Below are 23,351 nucleotides of genomic sequence, written 5' to 3' on the forward strand. Positions count from 1 at the left end.
ATCGAGCAGGTGAGCGCACCCCTGCATCCGGTCGCCACCGTCCCCGACCGGCTCTTCGCCGACGACGCGCGCGAGCAGCGCTGGCGGGCGCGGTTCACCGCTACCCGCATGTCGCGGCCCGACTGGGCCCGCGACGCACCGGACCGCAACGTCTACACGTCCAACGCCACCGGCACGATCGAGGTCTACGCCTGGGACCGGGCCACCAACACCCACCGGCAGGTCACCGACCGGCGCGCGGGCACGCACATCGCCACGCTCCCACCGGACGGGGAGACCGTGTGGTGGTTCGCCGACACCGACGGCGACGAGTTCGGGCACTGGGTCACGGAGCCGTTTGCCGGCCGGGAACGGGGAAGCGCTGGGTCGACGAACCGGGCGCTCGGCGCAGATCCGGTTCCGGCCCTGCCGGGCGTCGAGGACGGGTACCCGGCCGGGCTCGACATCGGCCGCCGGCTCGTCACCGCCGGCACGTCCACGGACGACGGCACCCGCATCTGGCTGTGGGACCGCACGTCCGACACGCCCGCGCACGTCGTCTACGCCCACCCCGAGGACGCCGGGGTCGGCGCGCTCTCCGACGACGAGACGCTGCTGGCCATCTCCCACTCCGAGCACGGCGACTCGCGGCACCCGGCGGTCCGGGTGATCCGCACCGCCGACGGCAGTGCCGTCGCCGAGAAGTCCGACGGCCCCGGCCGCGGCCTGACCCCGCTCGCGTTCGCCCCGGTCCCCGGCGACCAGCGGCTGCTGCTCCTGCACGAGCGCCGCGGCCGCGAGGAGCTGCTGATCTGGGACGTCGCCGCGGACACCGAGACCGAACTCGCGATCGACCTGCCCGGCGAGCTCGGCGCCGACTTCACCCCGGACGCCCGGGCGCTGCTCGTCTCGCACACGCACGCCGCCCGCACGCGGCTGTTCCGCTACGACATCGCGACCGGCGCCCTGACCGCCCTGCCCACCGCGCCGGGCTGCGTGGCATCGGCCGACGTCCGCCCGGACGGCACGGTCGAGTACTCCTGCTCGTCCGCCGCGGAGCCCCCGACCGTCCGCGCCCTGCACACCGACGGCACGGATCGCGTGCTGATCACGCCACCGGGCGATCGGCCCCCGGGGTCGGTGCCGGTCGAGGACCTGTGGGTGGACGGCCCGGGCGGGCCGGTGCACGCACTCGTCGCCCGACCGGACGGCGGCACCGCGGGGCCAGCCGTCGTCAGCCTGCACGGCGGGCCGCACGCCGCCGACGAAGACCGCTTCTCGGCGGTCCGCGCTCTGTGGATCGACGCCGGGTTCACGGTCGTCGAGATCAACTATCGCGGCTCCACGGGCTACGGCAGCACCTGGCGCGACGCGATCGAGGGCCGACCGGGCCTGACCGAGCTGGAGGACGTCGCCGCCGTCGTCGACGCGTGCGTCGCTCAGGGCATCGTCGACCCGGCCCGGTTGGTGGTGGAGGGCTGGTCGTGGGGCGGCTACCTCGCGCTGCTGGCGGCGGGGACGCAGCCCGCGCGGTGGGCCGGAGCGTCGGCCGGGGTGCCCGTGGCCGACTACCTCGCCGCCTACGCCGACGAGATGGAGCAGTTGCGCGCGTTCGACCGGGCGTTGTTCGGCGGTTCCCCCGAGCAGCGGCCCGAGGTCTACCGGGCCTCGTCGCCGCTGACCTACGTCGACGAGGTCACCGCGCCGGTGCTCGTCCTCGCCGGGGAGAACGACCCGCGCTGCCCGATCCGGCAGATCGACAACTACCTCGAGGCGCTGGCGGCGCGGAAGGCGGCCTACGAGGTCAGCCGGTTCGACGCGGGCCACGGCTCGCTGGTGGTCGACGAGGCGATGCGGCACGCGGCCACCGAGGTCGCGTTCGCCCGCCGATCGGTGGATGCGGAGGGTCACTCCTTCGGGCACGGCTCGTGACTCTCAGCACGGTCCACAAACGTGTGCGTCATGCTGTGTTAGCGAGTTCGTAACGCACGACGACGACGATGGAGTCGTCCCCGAGGAGGTGGCGTCGTGGCGCTGTGGCGCGTTCACGTGGAGCTGGAGGACCGACCGGGCCGGCTCGGTGAGCTGGCCGCTGCCGTCGGTGCCACCGGGTGCAACATCCTCTCGGTGCACGTCGTGGGTGAGCCGTCGGACCGCGGCTCGGTCACCGACGAGCTGCTGGTCCGGGTTCCCGAGGGCATCGACCCGTCCGTTCTGATCATGGCGGCGGCCCGGGTGAAGGCGCCGTGCACGCTGCACGTCCCCGCCGACGCGACCGAGCTGTCCGATCCGGTCACCACGGCACTCGCCCTGGCCCGGATGGTGGCCGCGGATCCGGGCAGCGCGCCCCGGGCGGTCGCGACGTTGCTGCACGCGCGGCTCGTCGACCCCACCGCCGCGCGACTGCCGGACCTGCACACGCACCCGCTACGGGTCGGTGCGCAGCACCTGCTGCTCGGCCGGGCCTGGCCGTTTACCGCCACGGAGCTCTCGCGCGCCGCCGCGCTGCTCGAACTGGCCACCCAGCTGGCACTCGCCGCGCCGGCCTCGGAGCCGCCGAGCCTCGACACGAGGCTGCTGCTGCGCGACGGCTCCGAGGTCCTGCTGCGCGAGGCCGTGCCGTCGGACGTGCCGCTGGTGGACGCGCTGCACGCGCGCTGCTCGCCGACGTCCCGGCACGCCCGGTTCCTCAGCCCGATCCCGCGCCTCGACCCGGACCAGCTGCGCTCGCTCGTCGACCCCGCGGGCGGTCGGGCAGTGCTCGCGCTGACCCGCGACGGCGGCAGCGCCGTCGGCCTGGCCGATCTGCGCCTCGTCGACCCCTCGTCGGCGACCCCGAGCGCGACCTTCGGTGTGCTCGTCGAAGACGCCTGGCAGCACCGCGGCCTGGGCACGGCGTTGGTGCGGCGCGTCGCGGAGACGGCCGAAGAGCTCGGGATGAGCGAGCTCACCGGGACCGTCCCCGCGGACGAGGTCCGGATCACTCGACTGCTGCGCCGCGCAGGCCTGCGCCCGACGGCGGTGCTCGCCGACGGGACGTTGCGCCTCAACGTGCCGCTGGAGACGCCCGCCGCGATGGCGTGACCGGCCCCCCGTTCACGAGCTGAACGTCCGCCGGTACACGCGCGCCTCCCACGGACGCAACTGCTCCACGCCGTCGGGTGCGTCCGGGTAGTTGCCCAGCAGGAGCTCCGCCCCGTTCCATCCGTCGACCTCGGCACGCACCTCGTCGCCGGTGAAGTTGCCCAGCACCAGCAGCTCGACCGTGCCCCGGTCGTCCGTGTACGCCCGTGTGAACGCGTACACGGCGTCGTCGTCGGGGAGCAGCATCGTGAAGTCGCCGTGCGCCACCGCCGGTTCGTCGTGGCGCAGCGCGATCACCCGGCGGTAGTGGGAAAACACCGAGCCGGGGTCGTCGACCTGGGCCGCGGCGTTCACCTCCGGGTAGTCGGGGTTCACCCCGATCCAGGGCGTTCCCGTGGTGAACCCGGCGTGGGGCGAGGCGTCCCACTGCACCGGCGTGCGGGCGTTGTCGCGGCCCATCACCCGCAGCGCGGCGAGCACCTGCTCCGGGTCCTCCCCGCGCTCCACGGCGACGGCGTAGTGGTTGAGCGACTCGATGTCGCGGAAGTCGGCGATCGAGGCGAACGGCATGTTGCGCATGCCGAGCTCCTCGCCCTGGTAGACGTACGGCGTGCCGCGGTGCAGGTGCAGCACCGTCGCGAGCATCGTCGCCGACTGCACCCGGTACGCGCCGTCGTCGCCCCACCGCGACACGATCCGTGGCTGGTCGTGGTTGTTCCAGTAGAGGCTGTTCCAGCCGGTCTTCGCCAGACCCGCCTGCCAGCGGCCGAACGACGCCTTGAGGTCGCGCAGCCGGAACGGATGGACGTCCCACTTCGTCGCGCCCTGGTCCAGGGACACGTGCTCGAACTGGAAGACCATGTCGACCTCGGCGCGCGCCGGGTCGGTGAAGAGCACCGCGTCTTCGACGGTCACCCCGGGCATCTCCCCGACCGTGATCGGCACGGTGGACAGTCCCGCAAACACCTCACGGTTCATCTCGGCGAGGAACTCGTGGATGCGCGGCCCGCAGATGTACCCGGCCGAGCCGTCGCCGTAGGGCGCGGTCCCGGGCTGCACGACGCCATCCGGCAACGAGCCGTCGGGGCCCACGGCCTTCGAGATGAAGTTGACGACGTCCATCCGGAAGCCGTCGACGCCACGCTGCACCCAGCCGCGCATCATCCGGTACACCGCGGACCGGACCTGCGGGTTCTCCCAGTTCAGGTCGGGCTGCTTGCGGGCGAAGAGGTGCAGGTAGTACTCGCCGGTCGCCGGGTCGAGCGTCCAGGCGGGCCCGGAGAAGAACGACACCCAGTTCGTCGGCTCCGCGCCCGGCTGCCCCGGTTCCATGCCCGCACGCGGCGGCCGCCAGAAGTACCAGTCGCGCTTCGCGCTCTGCGGATCCGAGCGTGACTCGACGAACCACGGGTGCTCGTCGCTGGTGTGGTTGACCACGAGGTCCATGACCAGCTTGATCCCGCGGTCGTGCAGCGTCGCGATCAGCTCGTCGAGGTCGGCGAGCGTGCCGAAGGTGGGGTCGACGTTCTCGTAGTCGCTGATGTCGTACCCGGCGTCGTCCTGCGGCGAAGGGTAGATCGGCGAGAGCCAGACGACGTCCACACCGAGCCGGGCGAGATGGTCGACCCGGTCGATGATGCCGCGGAGGTCGCCGATGCCGTCGCCGTCGGAGTCGGCGAAGCTGCGCGGGTAGATCTGGTAGACCACAGCGGAACGCCACCACGGCGCATCGGTCATCGTCGATCCTCCCGGGTCTGGTGCGGGGGCCAGCGTGGCACAACCGGGGATCTTCGTGTCAGGGTCCTCGTAGCGCACCCGACCCGAAGGACCCGCATGGCACCGATCACGTTCGACCACGCCACGCGCCGCTATCCCGGTGCCTCCCGCCCGGCCGTCGACGCTCTGGAACTCGACATCGCCGACGGCGAGTTCCTCGTCCTGGTCGGCCCCTCCGGATGCGGGAAGTCGACCAGCCTGCGAATGCTCGCCGGCCTCGAGGAGGTGAACTCCGGCACGATCCGCATCGGCGACCGGGACGTCACCCACATCCCGCCGAAGGACCGCGACATCGCGATGGTCTTCCAGAACTACGCCCTCTACCCGCACATGACCGTCGCGGACAACATGGGCTTCGCGCTAAAGATCGCCGGTGTGGACAAGGCCGAGATCCGCACCCGCGTCGAGGAGGCCGCCAAGATCCTCGACCTCACCGACTACCTCGCCCGCAAGCCCAAGGCGCTGTCCGGCGGACAGCGCCAGCGCGTCGCGATGGGCCGGGCGATCGTGCGCCAGCCGCAGTGCTTCCTCATGGACGAGCCGTTGTCCAACCTCGACGCCAAGCTGCGCGTGCAGACCCGCACCCAGATCGCCGCCCTGCAACGCCGGCTCGGCACCACCACCGTCTACGTCACCCACGACCAGGTCGAGGCCATGACCATGGGCGACCGGGTCGCGCTGCTCAAGGACGGGCTCCTGCAGCAGGTCGACACCCCGCGCAACCTCTACGACAACCCGGCCAACATCTTCGTCGCCGGGTTCATCGGCTCCCCCGCGATGAATCTCCTCGACGTCGACCTGACCGAGCAGGGTGCCCGCGTGGGCGGCCACGTCGTGCCGATCTCCCGCGAAGCGCGCACCGAGCTGGGCAAGCAGGGCGCCAGGACCGCCACGCTCGGCTTCCGGCCGGAGTCGGTCGAGGTCGTCGGCACGGACGAGGGCTTCCCGTTCGAGGTCGTCGTGGTCGAGGAGTTGGGCTCCGACGCCTACGCCTACGGCAACCTCCGCCTCGGGGCCGACGCGGGCGTGCCCGCCGACACGATGTTCATCGCCCGCGTCGACGCCCGCCGCCCTCCGTCGAAGGGCGAGACGATCCACCTGCGGATCCGCGAGAGCGAGGAGCACGTCTTCGACCCGGAGACCGGCGAGCGCGTGGGCGGCGCCGCCGCCCTGCACAGCAACCTCTGACGGCGGCCTACTGGTACGACACGAAGACGATGTCCGGGCTCATCTGCATCGTCTGAGCCGGGTCGAGCATCGGCCGGTCCTCGTCGATGAAGTTCTTCCAGCCCCAGTACACGTTCGGCGAGTTCTGCCGCATCGCGTCCCAGGTGCCCCGCTTCATGTCCTGGGTGCCGAAGCCGTCGGCGTGGATGAGCGTCGCGAGCTCGTCGTGCGCCGTGTTCAGCCGCTCCCGCCCGACGATCATCGACGTGCGGAACTGGTGCACCATCAGCACCTTCTGCGGGAGGTTGCGCTCGCGGACCACGCCCGCGAGCCAGTCGCCCACCTGGTTGATCTCGTCGACGTTCACCGACCCGATCTGCACCCGGTGCACCTGCCCCGGCTGCAGCCGCCACTCCGGATCGAGCGCCAGGCCGACGTGCGGCTCGGCCAGCAGCTCCTCGTAGCGCTTCGCCTGGGTCAGGAAGTCGCTGCGCCCGGGCTGCAGATCGAGCATCACGTAGACGCCCGCGGCCTTCGCGGCGTCGACGTAGGGCCGGATCTTCGCGATCTCGACCTCGTTCGAGTAGTCGCCGTCGGCGCCGGCCTGCCCGGCCGCGACCGTCGTGATGATCTCGAAGGCCGGGACGACCGGGAGGTCGGAGTGCGGCTGGTACTGGCCGACGAGGTCCTTGACCCGGGCGATCGACGCGTCGAGGTCCTGCTCACCGAGTGAGCCGAGCGCGGCGGTGCCCGGCGTGCCGTAGAGCGCGACCATCCGCCGCCCCGGGAACGCGAGCTGCCCGCCGCCCGGCAGCTGGACGCCGGTGCGGACGACCGCGAGCCGCTGCTGCAGCTGGTCGACGCTGCCGAACGCGCCGCCCAGGGCCAGCACCTTCTCCTGCGGGGCGGACGACAGTGCGGTGACGAGCTCGCCGCTGCCGCGCGGGTCGGGAGTGCGCAGCACGTGCACCGGCACGCCTGCGGCTCGGGCGGTCGCGACCGCCGCGACCTGGTCGTTGCCCGACCGGGCGAGCACGGTCAGCCCGGTCAGGGCCGTCGGCGGGCCGGTCACCGGAAGGTCCGGGACGTCTTCGGCGATCGGTCCGACGGGCGGCGCCGCGGTTCCGGCGGCGGCCGGAGCCGGGGCAGCCACCGTCAGCAGCGCGGGGCTTCCGCGATCCAGCCCGGCCACGGCGTCGGTGAGGGTGGTCGGGTCGACGACACGAGCGTCGCGCTCGTCCACCTTGACCAGTCCGGCGAGCGACTCGGGAGCCGCAGGAACGACGCGCGTCCCGCCCGCCTTCTGCGCGGCCCAGTCCTGGGCGCCCTGCCCCACGGCGAGGACCGCCTGCGGAGCCAGCCGAGCGACCTCGTCGGTGACCGCCGTCGCGTCGGCGGGATCGGCGGACGCGGCGGGCGTGAGGAGCATCGGCGCACCGAGGGCGACCGCGGCCGAGGCCGCCCCCGCCTGGCCGCCGGCGTCGCCGTCGGCAGCCAGGACGACGACGGGAGCGCCGGTGTAGAGCGCGGCGCTGGCCGCCACCGCGAGCGGCACGGGAGCGGTGGGGGCGAGGACGGTCGCCGGATCGGTGGGTGCCTCGAGCCGGGGCGACGCCGCGATCGTCTCCCGGGCCGCCTCCTTCGCCGTGCAGCCGGCCAGGACGGCGCCGCACGCCATCAGCGCGACCCCCACCCGTGTCCGCCAGCCCGGTCCACGCCCACCCCGAACACGCCCCCGCATTGCCCCCACGTTCAAACCGTAGGCGCGTGAGCACCCGTTGTGCACGGTGACGCGCGCGGTTCCCTCCGACGGGGCACGTCCCGGTGTCAGGAAGGCCACCTTGCTGGCGCCAGGCGTCAGGAAGGTGGCCTTCCTGACATCCGAGCCACCGGGCCGGGCGGCGTCTCAGCCGCGGTTCAGCTCGCGTCCGGCAGACTGGTCCGCGATGAGCGCGCCTCCCGACGAGCTGCCCGGCCGCACGCGGCCCCCCGTCCGCCCCGTCCGCCTCGCGCTCACACTGGTGATCGTGGTCGTCGCGGCTCTGGTCCTGCTGCCGGACCTGCTGGGCCTGGACCATCGCGGCCCCTTCGCCCAGCTCGTGTCGTTCCGCCCGGCCCTGGTCGCCGGCCTGCTGGTGCTCGCCGTCGTCGCGATGGTCGTCGCCGTGATCCGCAAGCGGGGCTGGACACTCCCGGCCGGCCTGCTCGCGGTGGCGGCCGTGGGTGGCGCGATGGTGCTGCCCCGTGCGCTACCCGCGCCGGACGTCCCCGAGCCGGACGCGCCCGCCGTCCGCACGCTGACGGTGCTGTCGTTCAACACCTACGAGGGCCAGGGGGACGTCGACGCCGTCGCCGCGCTCATCCGGTCGAGCCGACCGGACCTCGTCGCGCTGCCGGAGTCGGCGGCCCGCTACCGGGACCGGCTCGCCCCCCTCGTCCCGGACTACCGGTTCATCCCGTCCGACGAGCGTGGCCGCGACGTCCAGGGCGTCACGGCGGGCGTGCGTGCCGACCTCGGAGACGTCGCGGCACAGGTCGACCGCAGGACGGGGTTCCCGTCCGTCGAGGTGTCGGGCGCCGGCCTCGGCGACCTGCGCTTCGTCGCCTTCCACTCGATCGCGCCGACACCCGGCGAGATCCCGGAGTGGAGCAGCGACCTGTCGACGCTGGACCGCTGGTGTGCCGACCGGCAGGCCGGCCAGGTGATCGTCGCGGGCGACTTCAACGCCACCCTCGACCACTCGGTGTTCCGCTCGGCGATGACCGGGTGCACCGACGCGGCGGAGCGGACCGGCGACGGTCTGGTGGGCACGTGGCCGAGCTCGCTCCCGCGCTGGCTGGGCCCGCAGATCGACCACGTGCTGATCACCGGCGGGATCACCGCGGAGACGCTGTCCGTGCACGACATCCCCGGCAGCGACCACCGCGCGGTGGTCACCCGTTTGCGGCTGCCGAACTGATCTCCGGGGTGCCCAGCGCGGGCGTCCGCACGACCGACGGCGCCCCCGCCTCGACGAAGACCTCCTCCAGGTCGAAGGTCACGATGTCGACGACGAAGCCACGGATCCGGGTACCGGGCAGCAGGAACGGGTCGTGGCGCAGCTGGGTCATGTCGCGGCGGACGCTCACCCGGGGGTCGCGGAAGGCGTGGGTCCGCCACGGGGGCCGCATGCCGACCTCGTTCGCGAGCTCCTCCGAGAAGTCCTCGTCGGTGAACGTGCCGAGCCCGCACCCGGCGTGCTGCATGAGCAGGATCTCGCGGGTCTGCAGCTTGCGCTGGCTGATCGTCAGCGAGCGGATGACGTCGTCGGTGACGACGCCGCCGGCGTTGCGCAGCACGTGCACCTCGCCCATCTGCAGGCCGAACAGCGCGAACACGTCCAGCCTGGAGTCCATGCAGGTGAGCACCACGGTGTGCAGGGCGGGCGGGACCGCCAGGCCCTCGGCGCTCGTCTTGGCCAGGTGACCGCCTCCGGCCTCGTACCGCCGGATGAGCTCCTCGATCGACAACTCGTCTCCTCGTCCCCGACGACGACCAGGGCGGGCCGTCGCGCTGGATGAGCCGCGGCGACCCGCCCTGGTCGCGTGCTTGCTGACGCCCCCGATTACAACCCGGCTTACAACCCGGCGGCGACCGTCTCGGCGATCTCGTAGGTGTTGAGTGCAGCACCCTTGCGCAGGTTGTCGCCGCAGACGAACAGCTCGAGGGTGTTCGGGAAGTCGAGCGCCTGCCTGATCCGGCCGACGTAGGTGGGGTCGCCGCCGACGACGTCCGCCGGAGTCGGGAACTCACCGGCCGCCGCGTCGTCGCGCAGCACCACGCTCGGCTGCTCGGCGAGCACCTTGCGCGCGGCGTCCACGGACACCTCGCTCGCGAACGTCGCGTGCACCACCAGCGAGTGCGTGGTGACGACCGGGACGCGGACGCAGGTCGCCGAGACCTTGAGGTCCGGGATCCCGAGGATCTTGCGCGACTCGTTGCGGACCTTGAGCTCCTCCGACGACCAGCCGTCGTCCTTCACCGATCCGGCCCACGGCACGACGTTCAGGGCGAGCGGCGCGGGGAACGGCGACTCCGCCGGCAGGCCCGCCTCGGCGAGCGCGGCCGCGACGTCGCCGCTGCGCACACCGACGTCCTTGCCCGCCACCGCGGCGATCTCGGCCTGCAGGCGGTCGATCCCGGGCTGGCCGGCGCCCGATGCGGCCTGGTAGGACGCGACGACCAGCGCCTCGAGCGTGTACTCGCGGTGCAGCGCGCCCATCACGGCCATCATCGACAGCGTGGTGCAGTTGGGGTTCGCGATGATCCCCTTGGGCCTTTCGGACGCGTTCGCAGCGTTGACTTCGGGAACGACCAGCGGCACGTCCGGGTCCATCCGGAAGGCGCCGGAGTTGTCGACGGCCACGGCGCCGCGCTCGGCGGCGATCGGCGCCCACTGCGCGCTGACCTCGTCCGGCACGTCGAACAGCGCGACGTCCACGCCGTCGAAGACCTCGGGGGCGAGCGCCTGCACGGTGATGTCCTGCCCGCGTACCCGCAGCACCTTGCCGGCGGAGCGCGGCGAGGCGATGAGGCGGATCTCGCTCCACGGCACGCTCTCGCGGGCGTCGATGATGTCGATCATCGTGGTGCCGACGGCGCCCGTGGCCCCGACGATCGCGACGACCGGTCCGTTGTTACCCATCTAGCGCCCCGTTCCCGCGTGCACCACGGCCAGCTCGTCGCCGCCCAGTTCGAATGCCGCGTGCAGCGCGCGCACGGCGTCGTCGAGCTGCTCCTCGCGGCAGATCACCGAGATCCGGATCTCGGAGGTGTTCATCGTCTCGATGTTGATCCCGACCGCCGACAGCGCCTCGCAGAAGGTCGCCGTGACGCCCGGGTGGTTCCGCATCCCCGCGCCGACCAGCGAGACCTTGCCGACGTTGCCGTCGGCCAGCAGGTCGCCGAAGCCGATCTCGGCCTGCCCGGAACGGAGCGCGGCGACGGCCCGCGGGGCGTCCGTGCGGGGCAGCGTGAAGGTGATGTCGGTCTGCCCCTCGCCCGAGCGGCTGACGTTCTGCAGCACCATGTCGATATTGATCTCGGCGTCGGCGACCGTGCGGAAGATCCGCGCCGCCATGCCGGGGGTGTCCGGCACGCCGACGACCGTGATCTTGGCCTCGGACCGGTCGTGCGCCACGCCGGTGATGATCGCGTCTTCCACGGGGATCTCCTCGATGGAGCCGGTGACGAGGCTGCCCGGCTTCTCGTTGTACGAGCTGCGCACGCGCAGCGGGACCTGGTAGCGGCGCGCGTACTCGACGGCGCGCAGGTGCAGCACCTTGGCGCCGCTGGCGGCCATCTCGAGCATCTCCTCGTAGGTGATGTCCGAGACCAGGCGCGCGTCGGCCACGATCCGCGGGTCGGCCGAGAAGATCCCGTCGACGTCGGTGTAGATCTCGCAGACATCGGCCTCGAGCGCGGCGGCGAGCGCGACGGCGGTGGTGTCGCTGCCACCGCGCCCGAGCGTGGTGATGTCCTTGCTGTCCTGGCTGACGCCCTGGAAGCCCGCGACGAGGACGATGTTGCCCTCGTCCAGCGCCTTCCGCAGGCGGTGCGGCGTGACCTGCACGATCCGCGCGTCGCCGTGCTTCGCGGTGGTGATCATGCCGGCCTGGGAGCCGGTGAACGAGATCGCGTTGGCGCCGAGCGCGGAGATCGCCATCGCGACGAGCGCGTTGCTGATCCGCTCGCCCGCCGTGAGCAGCATGTCCATCTCGCGCGGCGGGGGCGCGGGGCTCACCTGCTCGGCGAGGTCGAGCAGCTCGTCGGTCGTGTCACCCATCGCGGAGACGACCACGACGACGTCGTTGCCCTCTTTGTGCGTACGGACGATCCGCTCGGCGACCCGCTTGATGCGGTCCGCGTCCTGGACCGATGATCCGCCGTACTTCTGCACGACGAGGGCCACCGCCGACCTCCCCGGGTGAACACGTTGTCGAAGCTCCACAGGGGAGCCCGGTCGGTAGGCCACTGTACCTGGGGTGTTCAGCCGATCCGCGAGGCGAGCCGGACCACGACCGCCGTGATCAGCAACCAGGCGAGCGCGGCTGCGCCGTAGTTGAGTGCCACGGCGAGCATCGGGTCGGGCACCAGGAAGAGGTTCGACAACCCCAGGTCGAAGGTCTCGGCCAGCCGCGCGATCAGCGCCGCGACGGCGTTGGCCGGATTGGCCTGCAGCAGGGTCAGCACGATGTGCAGCACCACGATCGCCACGATGGTGTAGCCGATCGTCCGCAGCACACGGGCCAGCGTGTCGCCGACCCGGGCCGCCGCTCCCGCCACGCGTGAACCTCCCGGTCTCGGTTGCCGCGTTCATCCTTCCAGATCGCGACCCGGCCGGGTGAGATGCGCGTCGCTCCCGGGTTGCCCGCGCCCCCGGGGTGGGGTCTACCCTCGGCGGCGTGGTGCGACTGCTCCTTCGCCGCCGCGGCGGGGTCTGACCGACCGGCCCCTCGTCGCGGGTAGTGGCGCGTGCGCCGGTCTCGTCCTGATCCGGCACACCCACTGGAGTCAAGAGCCGTGAGTCATCCCGTTCCCGCCCCGAGCCGCGTGCGCACCCCCGCAGGCCCGGTCCCCGAGGGTCAGCCCGCCTGGAACACCCAGCGCGCCTCGCAGATGCCCGTCCACCGCTACAAGCCCTTCCACGAGCTGATCGAGCCCGTCTCGCTGCCCGACCGCACCTGGCCGGACGTACGGATCACCAAGGCGCCGCTGTGGTGCGCGGTGGACCTGCGCGACGGCAACCAGGCCCTGATCGACCCCATGAGCCCCGCGCGCAAGCGCCGCATGTTCGAGCTGCTCGTCCGCATGGGCTACAAGGAGATCGAGGTCGGCTTCCCGTCGGCGAGCCAGACCGACTTCGACTTCGTCCGCGAGATCATCACCAGCGACTCGATCCCGGACGACGTCACGATCCAGGTGTTGACCCAGGCCCGCCCCGAGCTGATCGAGCGCACGTACGAGGCCTGCGAGGGCGCCCCGCGGGCGATCGTCCACCTCTACAACTCGACGTCGATCCTGCAGCGCCGCGTCGTCTTCCGGTCGGACCGGCCGGGCATCCGCAAGATCGCCACCAACGGCGCCGAAGACGTGCTGCGCTTCAGCGAGAAGTACCCGTCCACCGACTGGCGCTTCCAGTACTCCCCCGAGTCGTACACCGGCACGGAGCTGGAGTACGCCGTCGAGGTCTGCAACGCCGTCTCCGCGATCTGGCAGCCGACCGCCGAGTCGCCGATGATCGTCAACCTGCCGGCCACGGTCGAGATGGCCACGCCGAACGTCTACGCCGACTCGATCGAGTGGATGCACCGCCACCTGGAGCGCCGCGACGGGATCGTGCTCTCGCTGCACCCGCACAACGACCGCGGTACCGGTGTCGCAGCGGCCGAGCTGGGTTACCAGGCCGGCGCGGACCGGATCGAGGGGTGCCTGTTCGGCAACGGCGAGCGCACCGGCAACGTCGATCTCGTGACCCTGGGCATGAACCTGTTCACCCAGGGCATCGACCCGCAGATCGACTTCTCGGACATCGACGAGATCCGCCGCACCGTCGAGTACTGCAACCAGCTGCCCGTGCACGAGCGCCACGCGTGGGGCGGCGACCTGGTCTACACGGCGTTCTCCGGCAGCCACCAGGACGCGATCAACAAGGGCTTCGACGCGATGCGCGTCGCCGCCGCCGAGGCCGGGCACGACGTCGACGACCACCCGTGGGAGGTCCCGTACCTGCCGGTCGACCCCAAGGACATCGGCCGCACGTACGAGGCCGTGATCCGGGTGAACAGCCAGTCCGGCAAGGGCGGCGTCGCCTACGTCATGAAGACCGAGCACCAGATGGACCTGCCGCGCCGGCTGCAGGTCGAGTTCTCGAAGGTGATCCAGCAGGTCACCGACTCCGAGGGCGGCGAGGTCTCGCCGAAGGAGATGCGCGACGTCTTCGACACGGAGTTCCTCGAGCGCGTCACCCCGCTGAAGCTGATCCGCCACCGGCTGTCGTCCGACGGCGAGGGCACCACCGAGATCGTGGCGACGGTGCGGGTGGAGACCGACGTCCACGAGATCACCGGCAGCGGCAACGGCCCCATCGCGGCGTTCGTCGACGCGCTGGCCGGGATCGGGTTCGACGTCCGGGTGCTCGACTACCACGAGCACGCGATGTCGGCGGGCGACGACGCCCGGGCGGCGGCGTACGTCGAGTGCGCGGTGGAGGACACCGTGTACTGGGGCGTGGGCGTCAACGGCTCGATCGTGAGTGCGTCGCTGAAGGCCGTGGTGTCGGCGGTCAACCGCGCGATGCGGTAGCGGTCGCTCACCGACCGGGCGGATCGTCGAGGACGCGGCCGAGGCGTCGCAGCCCTTCTTCGATCCGCTCGGTCGGGATCGCCCCGTAGCCCAGGATCAGCCCGGGCGACGTGGACACCGCCTGGCGGTAGCGCGACAGCGGCTGCAGGACGACACCGGCGGCGAAGGCTCTGACGGCGACGTCCATGTCGTCCGTCCCGGTCGGCAGATATGCCGCGATGTGCAGACCCGCGACCGACGGGATCGCGTCGAGCCTGCCCGCGAAGGACCGGGCGAGCCGCGATCGGATCAGGTGGTGGCGGGTGGCGTAGACCGCCCGCATGCGGCGGACGTGCCGGCTCAGGTGCCCGTCGGCGAGAAAGCGCGCGGCGACGGCCTGCACCGGGACCTCGGTGTGCCAGTCCGTCACGTGCTTGGCCTTGCGCAGCGCGCTGCGCAGTGGAGGCGGGGCGACGAGGAAGCCCAGCCGCAGCGTCGGCAGCAGCACCTTCGAGAACGACCCCACGTACAGCACCCGGCCGGTGTGGTCGAGGCTGTGCAGCGGTTCCAGCGGGCGGCCGCCGTAGCGGTACTCGCTGTCGTAGTCGTCCTCGAGGACAGCGGCTCCGGTGCGCTCCGCCCAGCGCAGCAACGCCAGGCGCCTGCGCAGGGACATCGCCGTGCCCAGCGGGTACTGGTGCGAGGGAGTGACGTACACGAGGCGCGCGTGGTCCGGCAGGGCCTCCACGACCAAGCCCTCCGCGTCGACGGGCACGTCGGCCACCTTCGCACCGTGCGCCACGAAGGCGCGCCGGACCGGCAGATAACCCGGGTCCTCCATGGCGACGGTGTCCCCGGGTTCGATCAGGACCCGCGTGACGAGGTCGACGGCCTGCTGGCTGCCGCTCGTCACGAACACCTCGTCCGGCACGGCACGGACGGCCCGCGACACGCCGATGTGTTGGGCGATCGCAGCCCGCAGCGCGGGAAGGCCCGCCGGGTCGATGTGCGTCCCCGTGCCGACCGCCGTCGGTCGCAGCTCCTCCGCGAGCATCGCCCGCCACGTGGAGTAGGGGAACCGGGTCGCGTCCGGGATGCCGGCCCGGAAGTCGAACTCGACTGCGGCGTCCGCCATCGCCGGTGGCTCACCGATCCGGTCCCACACCGCACGCGGCCGCAGCGGGGAGTCGGGCCGCCGGTCGACGGCCGGGTGCGGACGCTCGTCGGTCACGAAGGTGCCCGCACCGACCTGGGCCCGCACGAATCCCTCCGCGGCGAGCCTGTCGTACGCGACCCCCACCGTGTTGCGGGACACCGCCAGTCGGTCCGCGAGCTCGCGGCTCGACGGCAACCGCTCACCCGCGGACAGCCTGCCGTCGACGATCGCCGTCCGGATCTGCCCGTAGACCTTCCCGGTCAGGTCGCCCGGGCCGTCCAGGCTGACGTGCAGGTCCATCGGACGAAGGGTAACGGCCGAATGGCCCGGCCAACCCGCCCGGAATTGGACCTTCCCGATGAATCGACGGCCTCTTAGCCTCGCGCGGTGGTGCTCGACGCCCACATCGGTCCGGCCGGTGCCTGCAGCAGTTCCGGGGGGTGCTGCAGGCGCCGGCCGCGCCGCACGTCTCGTCCTCACAGAGTGGGGCGCGTCCTCGCAGAGTCGATTGCCTCTGCGAGGAGGGCGCAGTCTCTGCGAGGTTCGTGGTGGGCGCTGCGTGACGACCGTCGGCCGCCGGGGCGGGTGGCGCGGCCGGACGGGTGACGGGTACCCGGTACCGTCGGGTGAGTGCGACTCCCGGTGACCCCGATCGCCGCCTACCTGCTCGTACTGGGGTGGGCCAGCATCCCGTTCGCGCCCGCCGAGCCGGTGCTGGTCGGCGCCGGGTCCTACGCCGCGATCGGTGCGCTGCACCTGCCGTTCGTCATCGCCGCGGCCGCGACCGGTTCGCTGGCCAGCGACCTGGCCAAGTACGCGATCGGCCGCGCCGCCGGTCCGGCGATGCTGGAACGGCTGAGCCGCCGCGAGTCCGGGGCGCGGGCCGTCGAGTGGATCGAGTCCCGCGCCCGGCGGATCGGCCCGGCCGTGATCGTCCCGTCGTACTTCGTGCCGTTCGGCGTGGTCGCCGCGACGCTGCTGTGTGGCGCGCTGCGGATGCGGCTGGGGCCGGTGATCGTGTCGTCGACGGTCGGCGCGGCGCTGTGGTCGGCGATGTTCGTGCTGCTCGGCTACGCCGGCGGCGCCGTCACCCACAACCCGCTCACGGGCGCGCTGCTCGCGTTGCCGATCGCCCTCGCCATCGGCGCGCTGCTGTCGCGGGTAGCGACAGCGCGCACCCCCGGCTGATCAGGCGAAGTCGAACTCCCCGGCCTTCACGCCGGCCACGAACGCGACCCACTCCTCGTCGGTGAAGGTCAGCGCCTCCTGCGCGCGGTTCTTCGTGTCGCGCACCACGACCCTGCCCTCAGGAGACCGACCGACCTCGACGCATCCGCCGAAGTTGCAGTAGCTACTGATCTTGAACTCGATCATAGGGTTGGGCCTTTCCGCGGGGAGCGTAGTCGTCGAGGTAACGACGGACGGCCGCACGCGATGCTCGGGCATCCAGAGCGAGCCCGCTGACCTCGGCGAAGACGTCGTCGTACGCGTCCACTTCGGATGGCCCGTCGAGGAAAGACTCCCCGGCGTGGCCTTCGAAGTAGACGACGTCTGAGCCTAGATCATCGGGGATTTCGAGTATCACGAAGTGTCCCATGTGCGCGCGGTGGATCCCCGCGTCGAACGCCACGAGCCGGATCGACACGGTGGGCAGGTCCATGAGGTCGAGCAGCCAGCGCACTTGCGCCGCCATCACGGACCGCGAACCGACAACTCTCGCCAGAGCAGATTCGTCGACGATCATGTCGAGCCGTAGCGGTACCGGTCGGTGAAGCGCCTCCTGGCGACGCATCCGCATCTCGACGAGCTGATCGATCTCCTCCGACGATCGTCGTGGCAGTTGAGCGGTCATGACCGCACGGGCGTAATCCTCGGTCTGCAGGACGCCGTTCAAGATGCTCAGGTCGAACGATCGCAGGCCAACGGCATCGGTTTCCAATGCCGCGTAGCGCCCAGGAGCGTCGAGGAAGAACCGCTCCGGCGCGACGCCCTCGGTGTATGTCTGCCACCACCCCTCGGTGCGGCTCTCCCGCACCAGCCGCAGGAGCATCTCGCGCTCCGCGTCGCCGGTGACGTCGTACAGCCGGATGAGCGCCCGGACGTCGGCCGGTTTCGGAATGCCCTTCCCGGTCTCCAGCCGCGAGATCTTCGAGGCGGAGCACCGCAGCTGATGGGCCACGGCGTCCAGGTGCAGGCCCTTGCCCGTGCGCAGCCTGCGGAGTTCGGCGCCCAGTCGGCGACGCGGACCCGCCGGTCCGGAAGCGACCACGCCACATCCCTCCGTCTCATCCACTGGACGTCGTCGTCCGTTCTACTGCAATCTCACCAGAATGCAATTGCATAGCTGCGTGGAGTAGGCGATGCTTGAAGCGGACGGAGCTCCCCCTCCGTCCCGGCTCCCGAGAGGAGGCAGTCGTGAGTCCCCGTCACCTGCACTCCTCCCTCTTCGCCACCGGACCCGCGCCCGCAACCCGGGCCGCCTGGGTCCAGCCCTCCGCCCGTCACCTTTCGGGCAGCGCGACCTCCCGGCAACCAGCCGGGGCAGGAGAGCACGGCGAGGGGAACGCGGATGAAGACGACAGCATTCATCGGTAGCCGATTCGACAGACGGGGGTGGTCACCGTGATCGCGGTTCTGGCCATCGGCCTCGTCGGACTGATCGTCCTGGCCACCGTCGTCGGCATCGTCGACGCGGCCCAGGCCGGGACCTGGCGCGAGATCGCGCGGGAGCGCCGGGCCGACTGGGAACAGCGCAGGCGCGCCGAGCGCCTGGGCGCGGGCCGGGACCGTTTCCCCGGCATCTGATCAACACCGCGAGCCCCCGGCCGCCGGGCAGGTCTTACAACGCCCGGCGGCCGGAGAGGGCACGACCCAGCGTCAGCTCGTCGGCGAACTCGAGGTCGCCACCCATCGGCAACCCGGAGGCCGGGCGGGTGACGCTGAGGCCCGGGAAGTCGCGCAGCAGGCGCACGAGATAGGTCGCCGTCGCCTCCCCCTCGGTGTTGGGGTCGGTGGCGATGATGACCTCGGTGATGTCGGTCTCGTCCGCCGCGGGCCCGGTGCCGCCGAGGCGGGTGAGCAGCTCACGGATCCGCAGCGAGTCGGGCCCGACGCCGGCCAGCGGGTCGAGCGCGCCGCCCAGCACGTGGTAGCGGCCCTTGAACTCGCGGGTGCGCTCCACGGCGAGGACGTCCTTCGGCTCCTCCACGACGCACACGATCGTCGGATCGCGCCGGGCGTCGGAGCAGTAGCGGCAGCGCCGGGCGGCCGCGACGTTGCCGCACACCTCGCAGAACTGCACGCCCTGCTTGACCTTCTGCAGCACGTCCTGCAGCCGCGACACGTCGGCAGGCTCCGCCGCCAGCAGGTGGAACGCGATGCGCTGGGCGCTCTTCGGACCGACCCCGGGTAGCCGCCCGAGCTCGTCGATCAGGTCCTGGACCGGCCCCTCGAACATCTACTGCCTAGAAACCCGGCAGGCCGAGGCCGCCCGCTTCGCCGCCCAGGCCGCCGGCCAGCGGGCCCATCTTCTCCGCCTGCAGCTGCTGGGCGGCCCGCGCCGCGTCCTGCAACGCGCCGACCACGAGGTCCTGGAGGGTGTCGACGTCGTCAGGATCGACGACCTGCGGGTCGATCCGCACCGCGAGCACCTCACCGGCGGCGGTCATGGTCACCTGCACGAGGCCGTTGCCGGCCTGACCGGTCACCTCGGCCGAGGCGAGCTCGGCCTGCGCCGCGATGAGCTGCTCCTGCATCTTCTGCGCCTGCTGCATGATCATCTGCAGGTCGGGCTGGCCCGGTTGCACTCGCGGTCTCCTCGCGTCGTCGCCCGCCTCCGCGCGGGTCAGCTGCTGTCGAGCGTAGTCGTGGCAGGCTTCGCGGCGTGCCCGCCCTGCTGCGCTCCGTCTTCCGGTCCGGCACGGTCGTCGCCGTGCTCGTCCTGGCGGCGTGTTCGTCGCCACCGGCAGCACCGGCTCCGGCTTCTCCCACCGCACCGGCCACGGTAGGCACGCCGCCGACCAGCGCGACCGTCTCCGCCGCACCCGCAGCCGCGACGACGTCCCCCCGGCCCCGCGTCGTCGTCCTCGACCCCGGCCACAACGGGGGCAACGCCGGCGCCCCCGCGGCGATCAACCGGCAGGTGCCGGACGGCCGCGGCGGCACCAAGGCCTGCAACACCACGGGAACGTCGACGGACGCCGGTTACGCCGAGCACGCCTTCACGCTCGACGTCGCGCAGCGCGTGGAGAAGCGCCTGGTCGCCAGTGGCGTCCGCGTGGAGCTGACCCGCACCGACGACGACGGCGTCGGCCCGTGCGTCGACGAACGCGGCAGTGCCGGGGAACGGGCCGGTGCCGACGCCGTCGTCTCCATCCACGCCGACGGCGCGGCCCCGTCGGGCAAGGGCTTCCACGTGGCGTACTCCGACCCGCCGCTCAACGCGGCGCAGCGCGGGCCGGCCCGCACGTTGGCCGCCGACCTGCGTGACGGCCTGGCGGCCGCCGGCTTCCCCCGCTCGACCTACACCGGCCGCGACGGCCTCTCCCCGCGCACCGACCTCGCCGGGCTGAACCTGTCCACGCGGCCTACGGCTCTGGTCGAGTGCGCGAACATGCGCAACGCCGCGGAGGCGGCGCTCGTGTCGTCGGCGGCCGGCCGCGACCGCTACGCCGCGGCGATCGCGGACGGGATCCTGCGGTTCCTGGACTCGTGATCGACGTGAGCGTCGCGCCAGGGCTGCAGGCACAGCCGTGGGCGACGCTCACGAAGATCAGCGGCGGTCCATGGCCGTTGCACCGAGCTGGGCGCTCAACAGCTCGATCGCGACCTCCTCGGGGTCGCGGCGGACCGCCGGAGACGCGGAGTCGGCGGCGGCCTCGGCCATCATCGCCTCTTCGTCGTCCGGCGGGGCGTCTTCGTCCGGCGGCTCCGGGGGCAGCGGCTCAGCCTCTTCCGGCGCTGAGCGGCGGGTCGGAGCCGGCCGCGCCGGAGCCGGGCGCGACGGTCGCTGAGGCGGAGCGGGGGCGCGCGACGCCGCGGGGCGCGCCGAGGCGGCCGGAGGGGCATCGCCGTGATCGCAGCGCACCCGCCACCGGACCCCGAGCACGGCGTGTAGTGCGTCGGCGATCACGTCGGTGTTGCGCTGCTCCGACAGGCGGCGGGCCAGTGGCTCCGAGCCGATCGCCAGCACGATGACGTCGCCCTCGATGGCGCGGACGGTCGCGTTGACCAGCAGCGCACCGGTGCTGCGGCTGCGCTGCTTGGCGGCGGCGAGGATCTCCGACCAGACCCGCCGGACGGCCGCGGCGTCGATCGACGCCGGTGCGGCGGGGGGAACGTCGACGGGCTGCTGCGGAGCGCGGCGGTCGTCGCGAGCAGGCGTGCCGTGGTCGTCCGCGGAGACAGGTGCCCCGCCGGCACGTGCTGCAGCCGGATCCGGCTGAGCCGGGGTGGGCTGCTCGGCCGCCTGCTCCGGGGCGGGCTCCTCCGGGATCGCCTGCGGCCGCGGCGCGACGCCGTCGGCCGGCTCAGCGGTGACGGGCGCGGGCTCGGTGCGCTCCACCTCGTCCGCACCCTGCCGCTCCGGCGCAGGGGTGGTGGAAGGCGCCTCAGGGGCCGCCGTCGGCACAGGGACCGCGGACTCCCTGGCAGCGGGGCCGGTCGCGACCTCCGGCCGATCCTGTTCGCCCGGTGAGCCGGCCACTGCCCGGCGCCGCGTGAAGGTGCGTCGCGCCGCGGCCGACTGCGTGTCACCGGGCTCCGGGGGCGGTGCCGCCGCGGTCTCCCCGTGCGGCACCGGCGCCGCCGCGATCGACGCGCGGAGCTCGATCCGCTCCAGCCGCTCCAGCAACGAGGGTTCCGACGCCGTCGCTGCCGGGAGCAGCATGCGCGCGCACAGCAGCTCCAGCAGCAGACGCGGCGCGGTCGCCCCCCGCATCTCGATCAGGCCGGCGTGCAGGATCTCGCCGTAGCGGACGAGCGTCGCGGGTCCCAGCCGCTCCGATTGCTCCACCATGCGCTCGACCTCGTCGGCGGCGACGTCCACGAGGCCGCGCTGAGCCGCGTCCGGGATCGCCTGCACGAGCGTGAGGTCGCGCAGGCGCTGGAGCAGGTCCGCGGCGAAGCGGCGCGGGTCCAGGCCGGCCTCGACGAGCCGGTCGACGCCCTCGAACACCGCCGCCCGGTCGCCGGCCGCCAGCGCGTCCACGACGTCGTCGATCAGCGCGACGTCCGTGACGCCGAGCAGCGCCACCGCCCGCTCGTAGGTGACCCCCTCCGGCCCCGCACCGGCCAGGAGTTGATCGAGTATCGACAACGTGTCGCGCGCCGATCCCCCACCCGCCCGCAGGACCAGCGGGAACACCGCCGGAGCGACGACGGCGCCCTCCTCGGCGCAGATCCGCTCCAACAGGGCCCGCAGCGTGCTCGGCGGGATCAACCGGAACGGGTAGTGGTGCGTGCGCGACCGGATCGTCGGCAGCACCTTCTCCGGCTCGGTGGTCGCGAAGACGAAGACGAGGTGGTCCGGCGGCTCCTCGACGATCTTGAGCAGGGCGTTGAAGCCCTGCGTGGTGACCATGTGCGCCTCGTCGACGATGAACACCCGGTACCGCGACTCGGCCGGTGCGTAGAAGGCGCGGTCGCGCAGCTCGCGGGCGTCGTCGACCCCACCGTGCGACGCGGCGTCCAGCTCGACGACGTCGATGTTCCCCGGCCCCTCGGGCGCGAGCGCGACGCACGACGAGCAGACCCCACACGGATCCGGCGTCGGCCCGTTCACGCAGTTCAGCGAGCGGGCGAGGATGCGGGCCGACGACGTCTTGCCGCAGCCGCGGGGCCCGGAGAACAGGTACGCGTGGTTGATCCGACCGGCCTCGAGCGCGATGCGCAACGGCCCGGTGACGTGCTCCTGACCGACGACGTCGGCGAACCGCGCCGGACGGTACTTCCGGTACAGAGCCAGCGCCACGCAGCGAGGCTACCGACCGCCGGGCCTGCGGTGGGGCGGTACCCGGAGAAGAAAGCGGGCCCACGCACCCGTCAGAGCCTGTTGACCCTTGCTGCCTTCCGGCCCTGGGGGAGTTCACAGGATGCACGTCACGTGGACCCGGGGACGAGCATAGCCGGTCGCCGGCGGCCGCAGCGGGGAGGCTAAGCTCCGACGCGGAGGATTCGCCTAGTGGCCTATGGCGCACGCTTGGAAAGCGTGTTGGGTTCACGCCCTCGCGGGTTCGAATCCCGCATCCTCCGCCAGCTGGACCAGCACGAACGCCGGGCAGCCCCGCCAGGGGCTCGCCCGGCGTCTGCGTTCGGGCTCAGTCGAGGAGGGCTGATCGTGACTGATCACGAGGCTGTCCGTGCCTTCTACGCCGAGCCGGGGGCGATCGCCATGCGAAGATTCATACCCGCCGGTATGCGGAGATGCTCGACGAGTTGACGGGCGACGGACACGGTCTGGCCGAGGCCCGTCCGCCGGACCAGCGGCTCGCCTGCCGGTGCCGCAACTTCACCCTGCTCCTGCTCGGTCCGTTGCGCGCGAAAGGGATACCTGCCCGGGCCCGCTACGGCTTCGCGGCCTACGTCAACGCCGGGCACTACGAGGACCACATCGTCTGTGAGTACTGGAACGCTTCCGAGGAACGCTGGCAACTCGTGGACGCCCAGCTCGACGAGGTGTGGTGCCAGCGTCTCGGCATCGGCTTCGACGTGCTCGACGTTCCGCGCGATCAGTTCCTCGCGGCCCTGAACAAGACGGAGATGCTGTCGTGGGACGTCTGGGGCGCCCAACCCGGCCCCGACCAGCAACTCGACGCCGACCGACTCGCCTTCTTCGACCCAGCTCGCGCTGTTGATCCGTGAGCCTGA

General features: G+C 72.3%; 21 protein-coding genes, 1 tRNA gene and 1 other RNA gene. 10 read left to right on the top strand and 13 right to left on the bottom strand.

The features are described 5' to 3' along the window. The first annotated feature begins 9 nt into the window (after positions 1 to 9). Complete coding sequence (locus RM445_RS23515) at positions 10 to 1,911, top strand: S9 family peptidase (RefSeq protein WP_311559007.1); 1,902 nt, start codon at positions 10 to 12, stop codon at positions 1,909 to 1,911. A gap of 96 nt (positions 1,912 to 2,007) precedes the next feature. Further along, positions 2,008 to 3,063, top strand: a complete 1,056-nt coding sequence (locus RM445_RS23520; RefSeq protein ID WP_311559008.1) for a GNAT family N-acetyltransferase — start codon at positions 2,008 to 2,010, stop codon at positions 3,061 to 3,063. Positions 3,064 to 3,075: 12 nt separating this feature from the next. Here the strand turns inward: RM445_RS23520 and RM445_RS23525 are convergent, their stop codons facing one another. Next, positions 3,076 to 4,800 (bottom strand): glycoside hydrolase family 13 protein, encoded by a 1,725-nt coding sequence (locus RM445_RS23525; protein ID WP_311559009.1) that lies wholly within the window; start codon positions 4,798 to 4,800, stop codon positions 3,076 to 3,078. 96 nt (positions 4,801 to 4,896) lie between these two features. Between RM445_RS23525 and RM445_RS23530 the strand changes: the two genes are divergently transcribed. After that, positions 4,897 to 6,027 carry an ABC transporter ATP-binding protein gene (locus RM445_RS23530; RefSeq protein ID WP_311559010.1) on the top strand — a complete coding sequence of 377 codons (1,131 nt, stop codon included), beginning with the start codon at positions 4,897 to 4,899 and terminating at the stop codon, positions 6,025 to 6,027. Between the two features lie 7 nt (positions 6,028 to 6,034). Here the strand turns inward: RM445_RS23530 and RM445_RS23535 are convergent, their stop codons facing one another. Beyond that, on the bottom strand, positions 6,035 to 7,699 hold the full coding sequence (locus RM445_RS23535) for a hypothetical protein (RefSeq protein ID WP_311559011.1): 1,665 nt from the start codon (positions 7,697 to 7,699) through the stop codon (positions 6,035 to 6,037). Between the two features lie 253 nt (positions 7,700 to 7,952). Here RM445_RS23535 and RM445_RS23540 point away from each other — a divergent pair, with 253 nt between their 5' ends. Further along, complete coding sequence (locus tag RM445_RS23540; RefSeq protein ID WP_311559012.1) at positions 7,953 to 8,966, top strand: endonuclease/exonuclease/phosphatase family protein; 1,014 nt, start codon at positions 7,953 to 7,955, stop codon at positions 8,964 to 8,966. Here the strand turns inward: RM445_RS23540 and RM445_RS23545 are convergent. The 4 genes from RM445_RS23545 to RM445_RS23560 form a co-directional block, all read right to left on the bottom strand. Further along, entirely contained in the window at positions 8,941 to 9,516 is a 576-nt protein-coding gene (locus tag RM445_RS23545; protein ID WP_311559013.1) for a beta-class carbonic anhydrase, read from the bottom strand. The genes RM445_RS23540 and RM445_RS23545 overlap by 26 nt on opposite strands. Before the next feature lie 107 nt (positions 9,517 to 9,623). After that, positions 9,624 to 10,691, bottom strand: coding sequence for an aspartate-semialdehyde dehydrogenase (locus RM445_RS23550; protein ID WP_311559014.1), 1,068 nt, complete (start codon positions 10,689 to 10,691; stop codon positions 9,624 to 9,626). Next, entirely contained in the window at positions 10,692 to 11,957 is a 1,266-nt protein-coding gene (locus RM445_RS23555) for an aspartate kinase (RefSeq protein WP_311559015.1), read from the bottom strand. Positions 11,958 to 12,034: 77 nt separating this feature from the next. Beyond that, a complete protein-coding gene (locus RM445_RS23560) occupies positions 12,035 to 12,331 on the bottom strand; it encodes a hypothetical protein (protein WP_311559016.1) in 297 nt (98 codons plus the stop codon). A gap of 237 nt (positions 12,332 to 12,568) precedes the next feature. Between RM445_RS23560 and leuA the strand changes: the two genes are divergently transcribed. Then, positions 12,569 to 14,350 carry a 2-isopropylmalate synthase gene (leuA, locus tag RM445_RS23565; RefSeq protein WP_311559017.1) on the top strand — a complete coding sequence of 594 codons (1,782 nt, stop codon included), beginning with the start codon at positions 12,569 to 12,571 and terminating at the stop codon, positions 14,348 to 14,350. 7 nt (positions 14,351 to 14,357) lie between these two features. On the opposite strand, the gene pdxR is transcribed toward leuA, so the two are convergent. Continuing rightward, positions 14,358 to 15,785, bottom strand: a complete 1,428-nt coding sequence (gene pdxR / locus RM445_RS23570; RefSeq protein WP_311559018.1) for a MocR-like pyridoxine biosynthesis transcription factor PdxR — start codon at positions 15,783 to 15,785, stop codon at positions 14,358 to 14,360. Positions 15,786 to 16,115: 330 nt separating this feature from the next. On the opposite strand from pdxR, the gene RM445_RS23575 reads away from it, so the two are divergent. Further along, positions 16,116 to 16,673 carry a DedA family protein gene (locus tag RM445_RS23575; RefSeq protein WP_311559019.1) on the top strand — a complete coding sequence of 186 codons (558 nt, stop codon included), beginning with the start codon at positions 16,116 to 16,118 and terminating at the stop codon, positions 16,671 to 16,673. Here RM445_RS23575 and RM445_RS23580 read toward each other — a convergent pair whose 3' ends face one another. Next, positions 16,674 to 16,859, bottom strand: coding sequence for a DUF397 domain-containing protein (locus RM445_RS23580; protein ID WP_311559020.1), 186 nt, complete (start codon positions 16,857 to 16,859; stop codon positions 16,674 to 16,676). Beyond that, positions 16,837 to 17,754, bottom strand: coding sequence for a helix-turn-helix domain-containing protein (locus RM445_RS23585; RefSeq protein ID WP_311559021.1), 918 nt, complete (start codon positions 17,752 to 17,754; stop codon positions 16,837 to 16,839). The genes RM445_RS23580 and RM445_RS23585 overlap by 23 nt, the downstream gene beginning before the upstream one ends. A gap of 353 nt (positions 17,755 to 18,107) precedes the next feature. Between RM445_RS23585 and RM445_RS23590 the strand changes: the two genes are divergently transcribed. Beyond that, entirely contained in the window at positions 18,108 to 18,290 is a 183-nt protein-coding gene (locus RM445_RS23590; protein ID WP_311559022.1) for a hypothetical protein, read from the top strand. Between the two features lie 34 nt (positions 18,291 to 18,324). Here RM445_RS23590 and recR read toward each other — a convergent pair whose 3' ends face one another. Continuing rightward, complete coding sequence (gene recR, locus RM445_RS23595) at positions 18,325 to 18,942, bottom strand: recombination mediator RecR (protein WP_311559023.1); 618 nt, start codon at positions 18,940 to 18,942, stop codon at positions 18,325 to 18,327. 7 nt (positions 18,943 to 18,949) lie between these two features. After that, a complete protein-coding gene (locus RM445_RS23600) occupies positions 18,950 to 19,291 on the bottom strand; it encodes a YbaB/EbfC family nucleoid-associated protein (protein ID WP_311559024.1) in 342 nt (113 codons plus the stop codon). A gap of 77 nt (positions 19,292 to 19,368) precedes the next feature. Here RM445_RS23600 and RM445_RS23605 point away from each other — a divergent pair, with 77 nt between their 5' ends. Next, entirely contained in the window at positions 19,369 to 20,199 is an 831-nt protein-coding gene (locus RM445_RS23605) for an N-acetylmuramoyl-L-alanine amidase (protein WP_311559025.1), read from the top strand. Between the two features lie 57 nt (positions 20,200 to 20,256). On the opposite strand, the gene RM445_RS23610 is transcribed toward RM445_RS23605, so the two are convergent. Then, positions 20,257 to 22,455 carry a DNA polymerase III subunit gamma and tau gene (locus tag RM445_RS23610; protein ID WP_311559026.1) on the bottom strand — a complete coding sequence of 733 codons (2,199 nt, stop codon included), beginning with the start codon at positions 22,453 to 22,455 and terminating at the stop codon, positions 20,257 to 20,259. A gap of 49 nt (positions 22,456 to 22,504) precedes the next feature. Next, positions 22,505 to 22,599, bottom strand: an RNA gene (gene ffs / locus RM445_RS23615) — signal recognition particle sRNA small type. A gap of 52 nt (positions 22,600 to 22,651) precedes the next feature. On the opposite strand from ffs, the gene RM445_RS23620 reads away from it, so the two are divergent. Together RM445_RS23620 and RM445_RS23625 are read left to right on the top strand one after the other, a co-directional pair. Next, a tRNA-Ser gene (locus tag RM445_RS23620) sits at positions 22,652 to 22,739 on the top strand. A gap of 168 nt (positions 22,740 to 22,907) precedes the next feature. Further along, positions 22,908 to 23,345: a transglutaminase domain-containing protein gene (locus RM445_RS23625; protein WP_311559027.1), complete on the top strand. Its 438-nt coding sequence runs from the start codon at positions 22,908 to 22,910 to the stop codon at positions 23,343 to 23,345. Positions 23,346 to 23,351: the final 6 nt, after the last annotated feature.

This window comes from Pseudonocardia charpentierae, from assembly GCF_031845345.1.
GTDB lineage: Bacteria > Actinomycetota > Actinomycetes > Mycobacteriales > Pseudonocardiaceae > Pseudonocardia > Pseudonocardia charpentierae.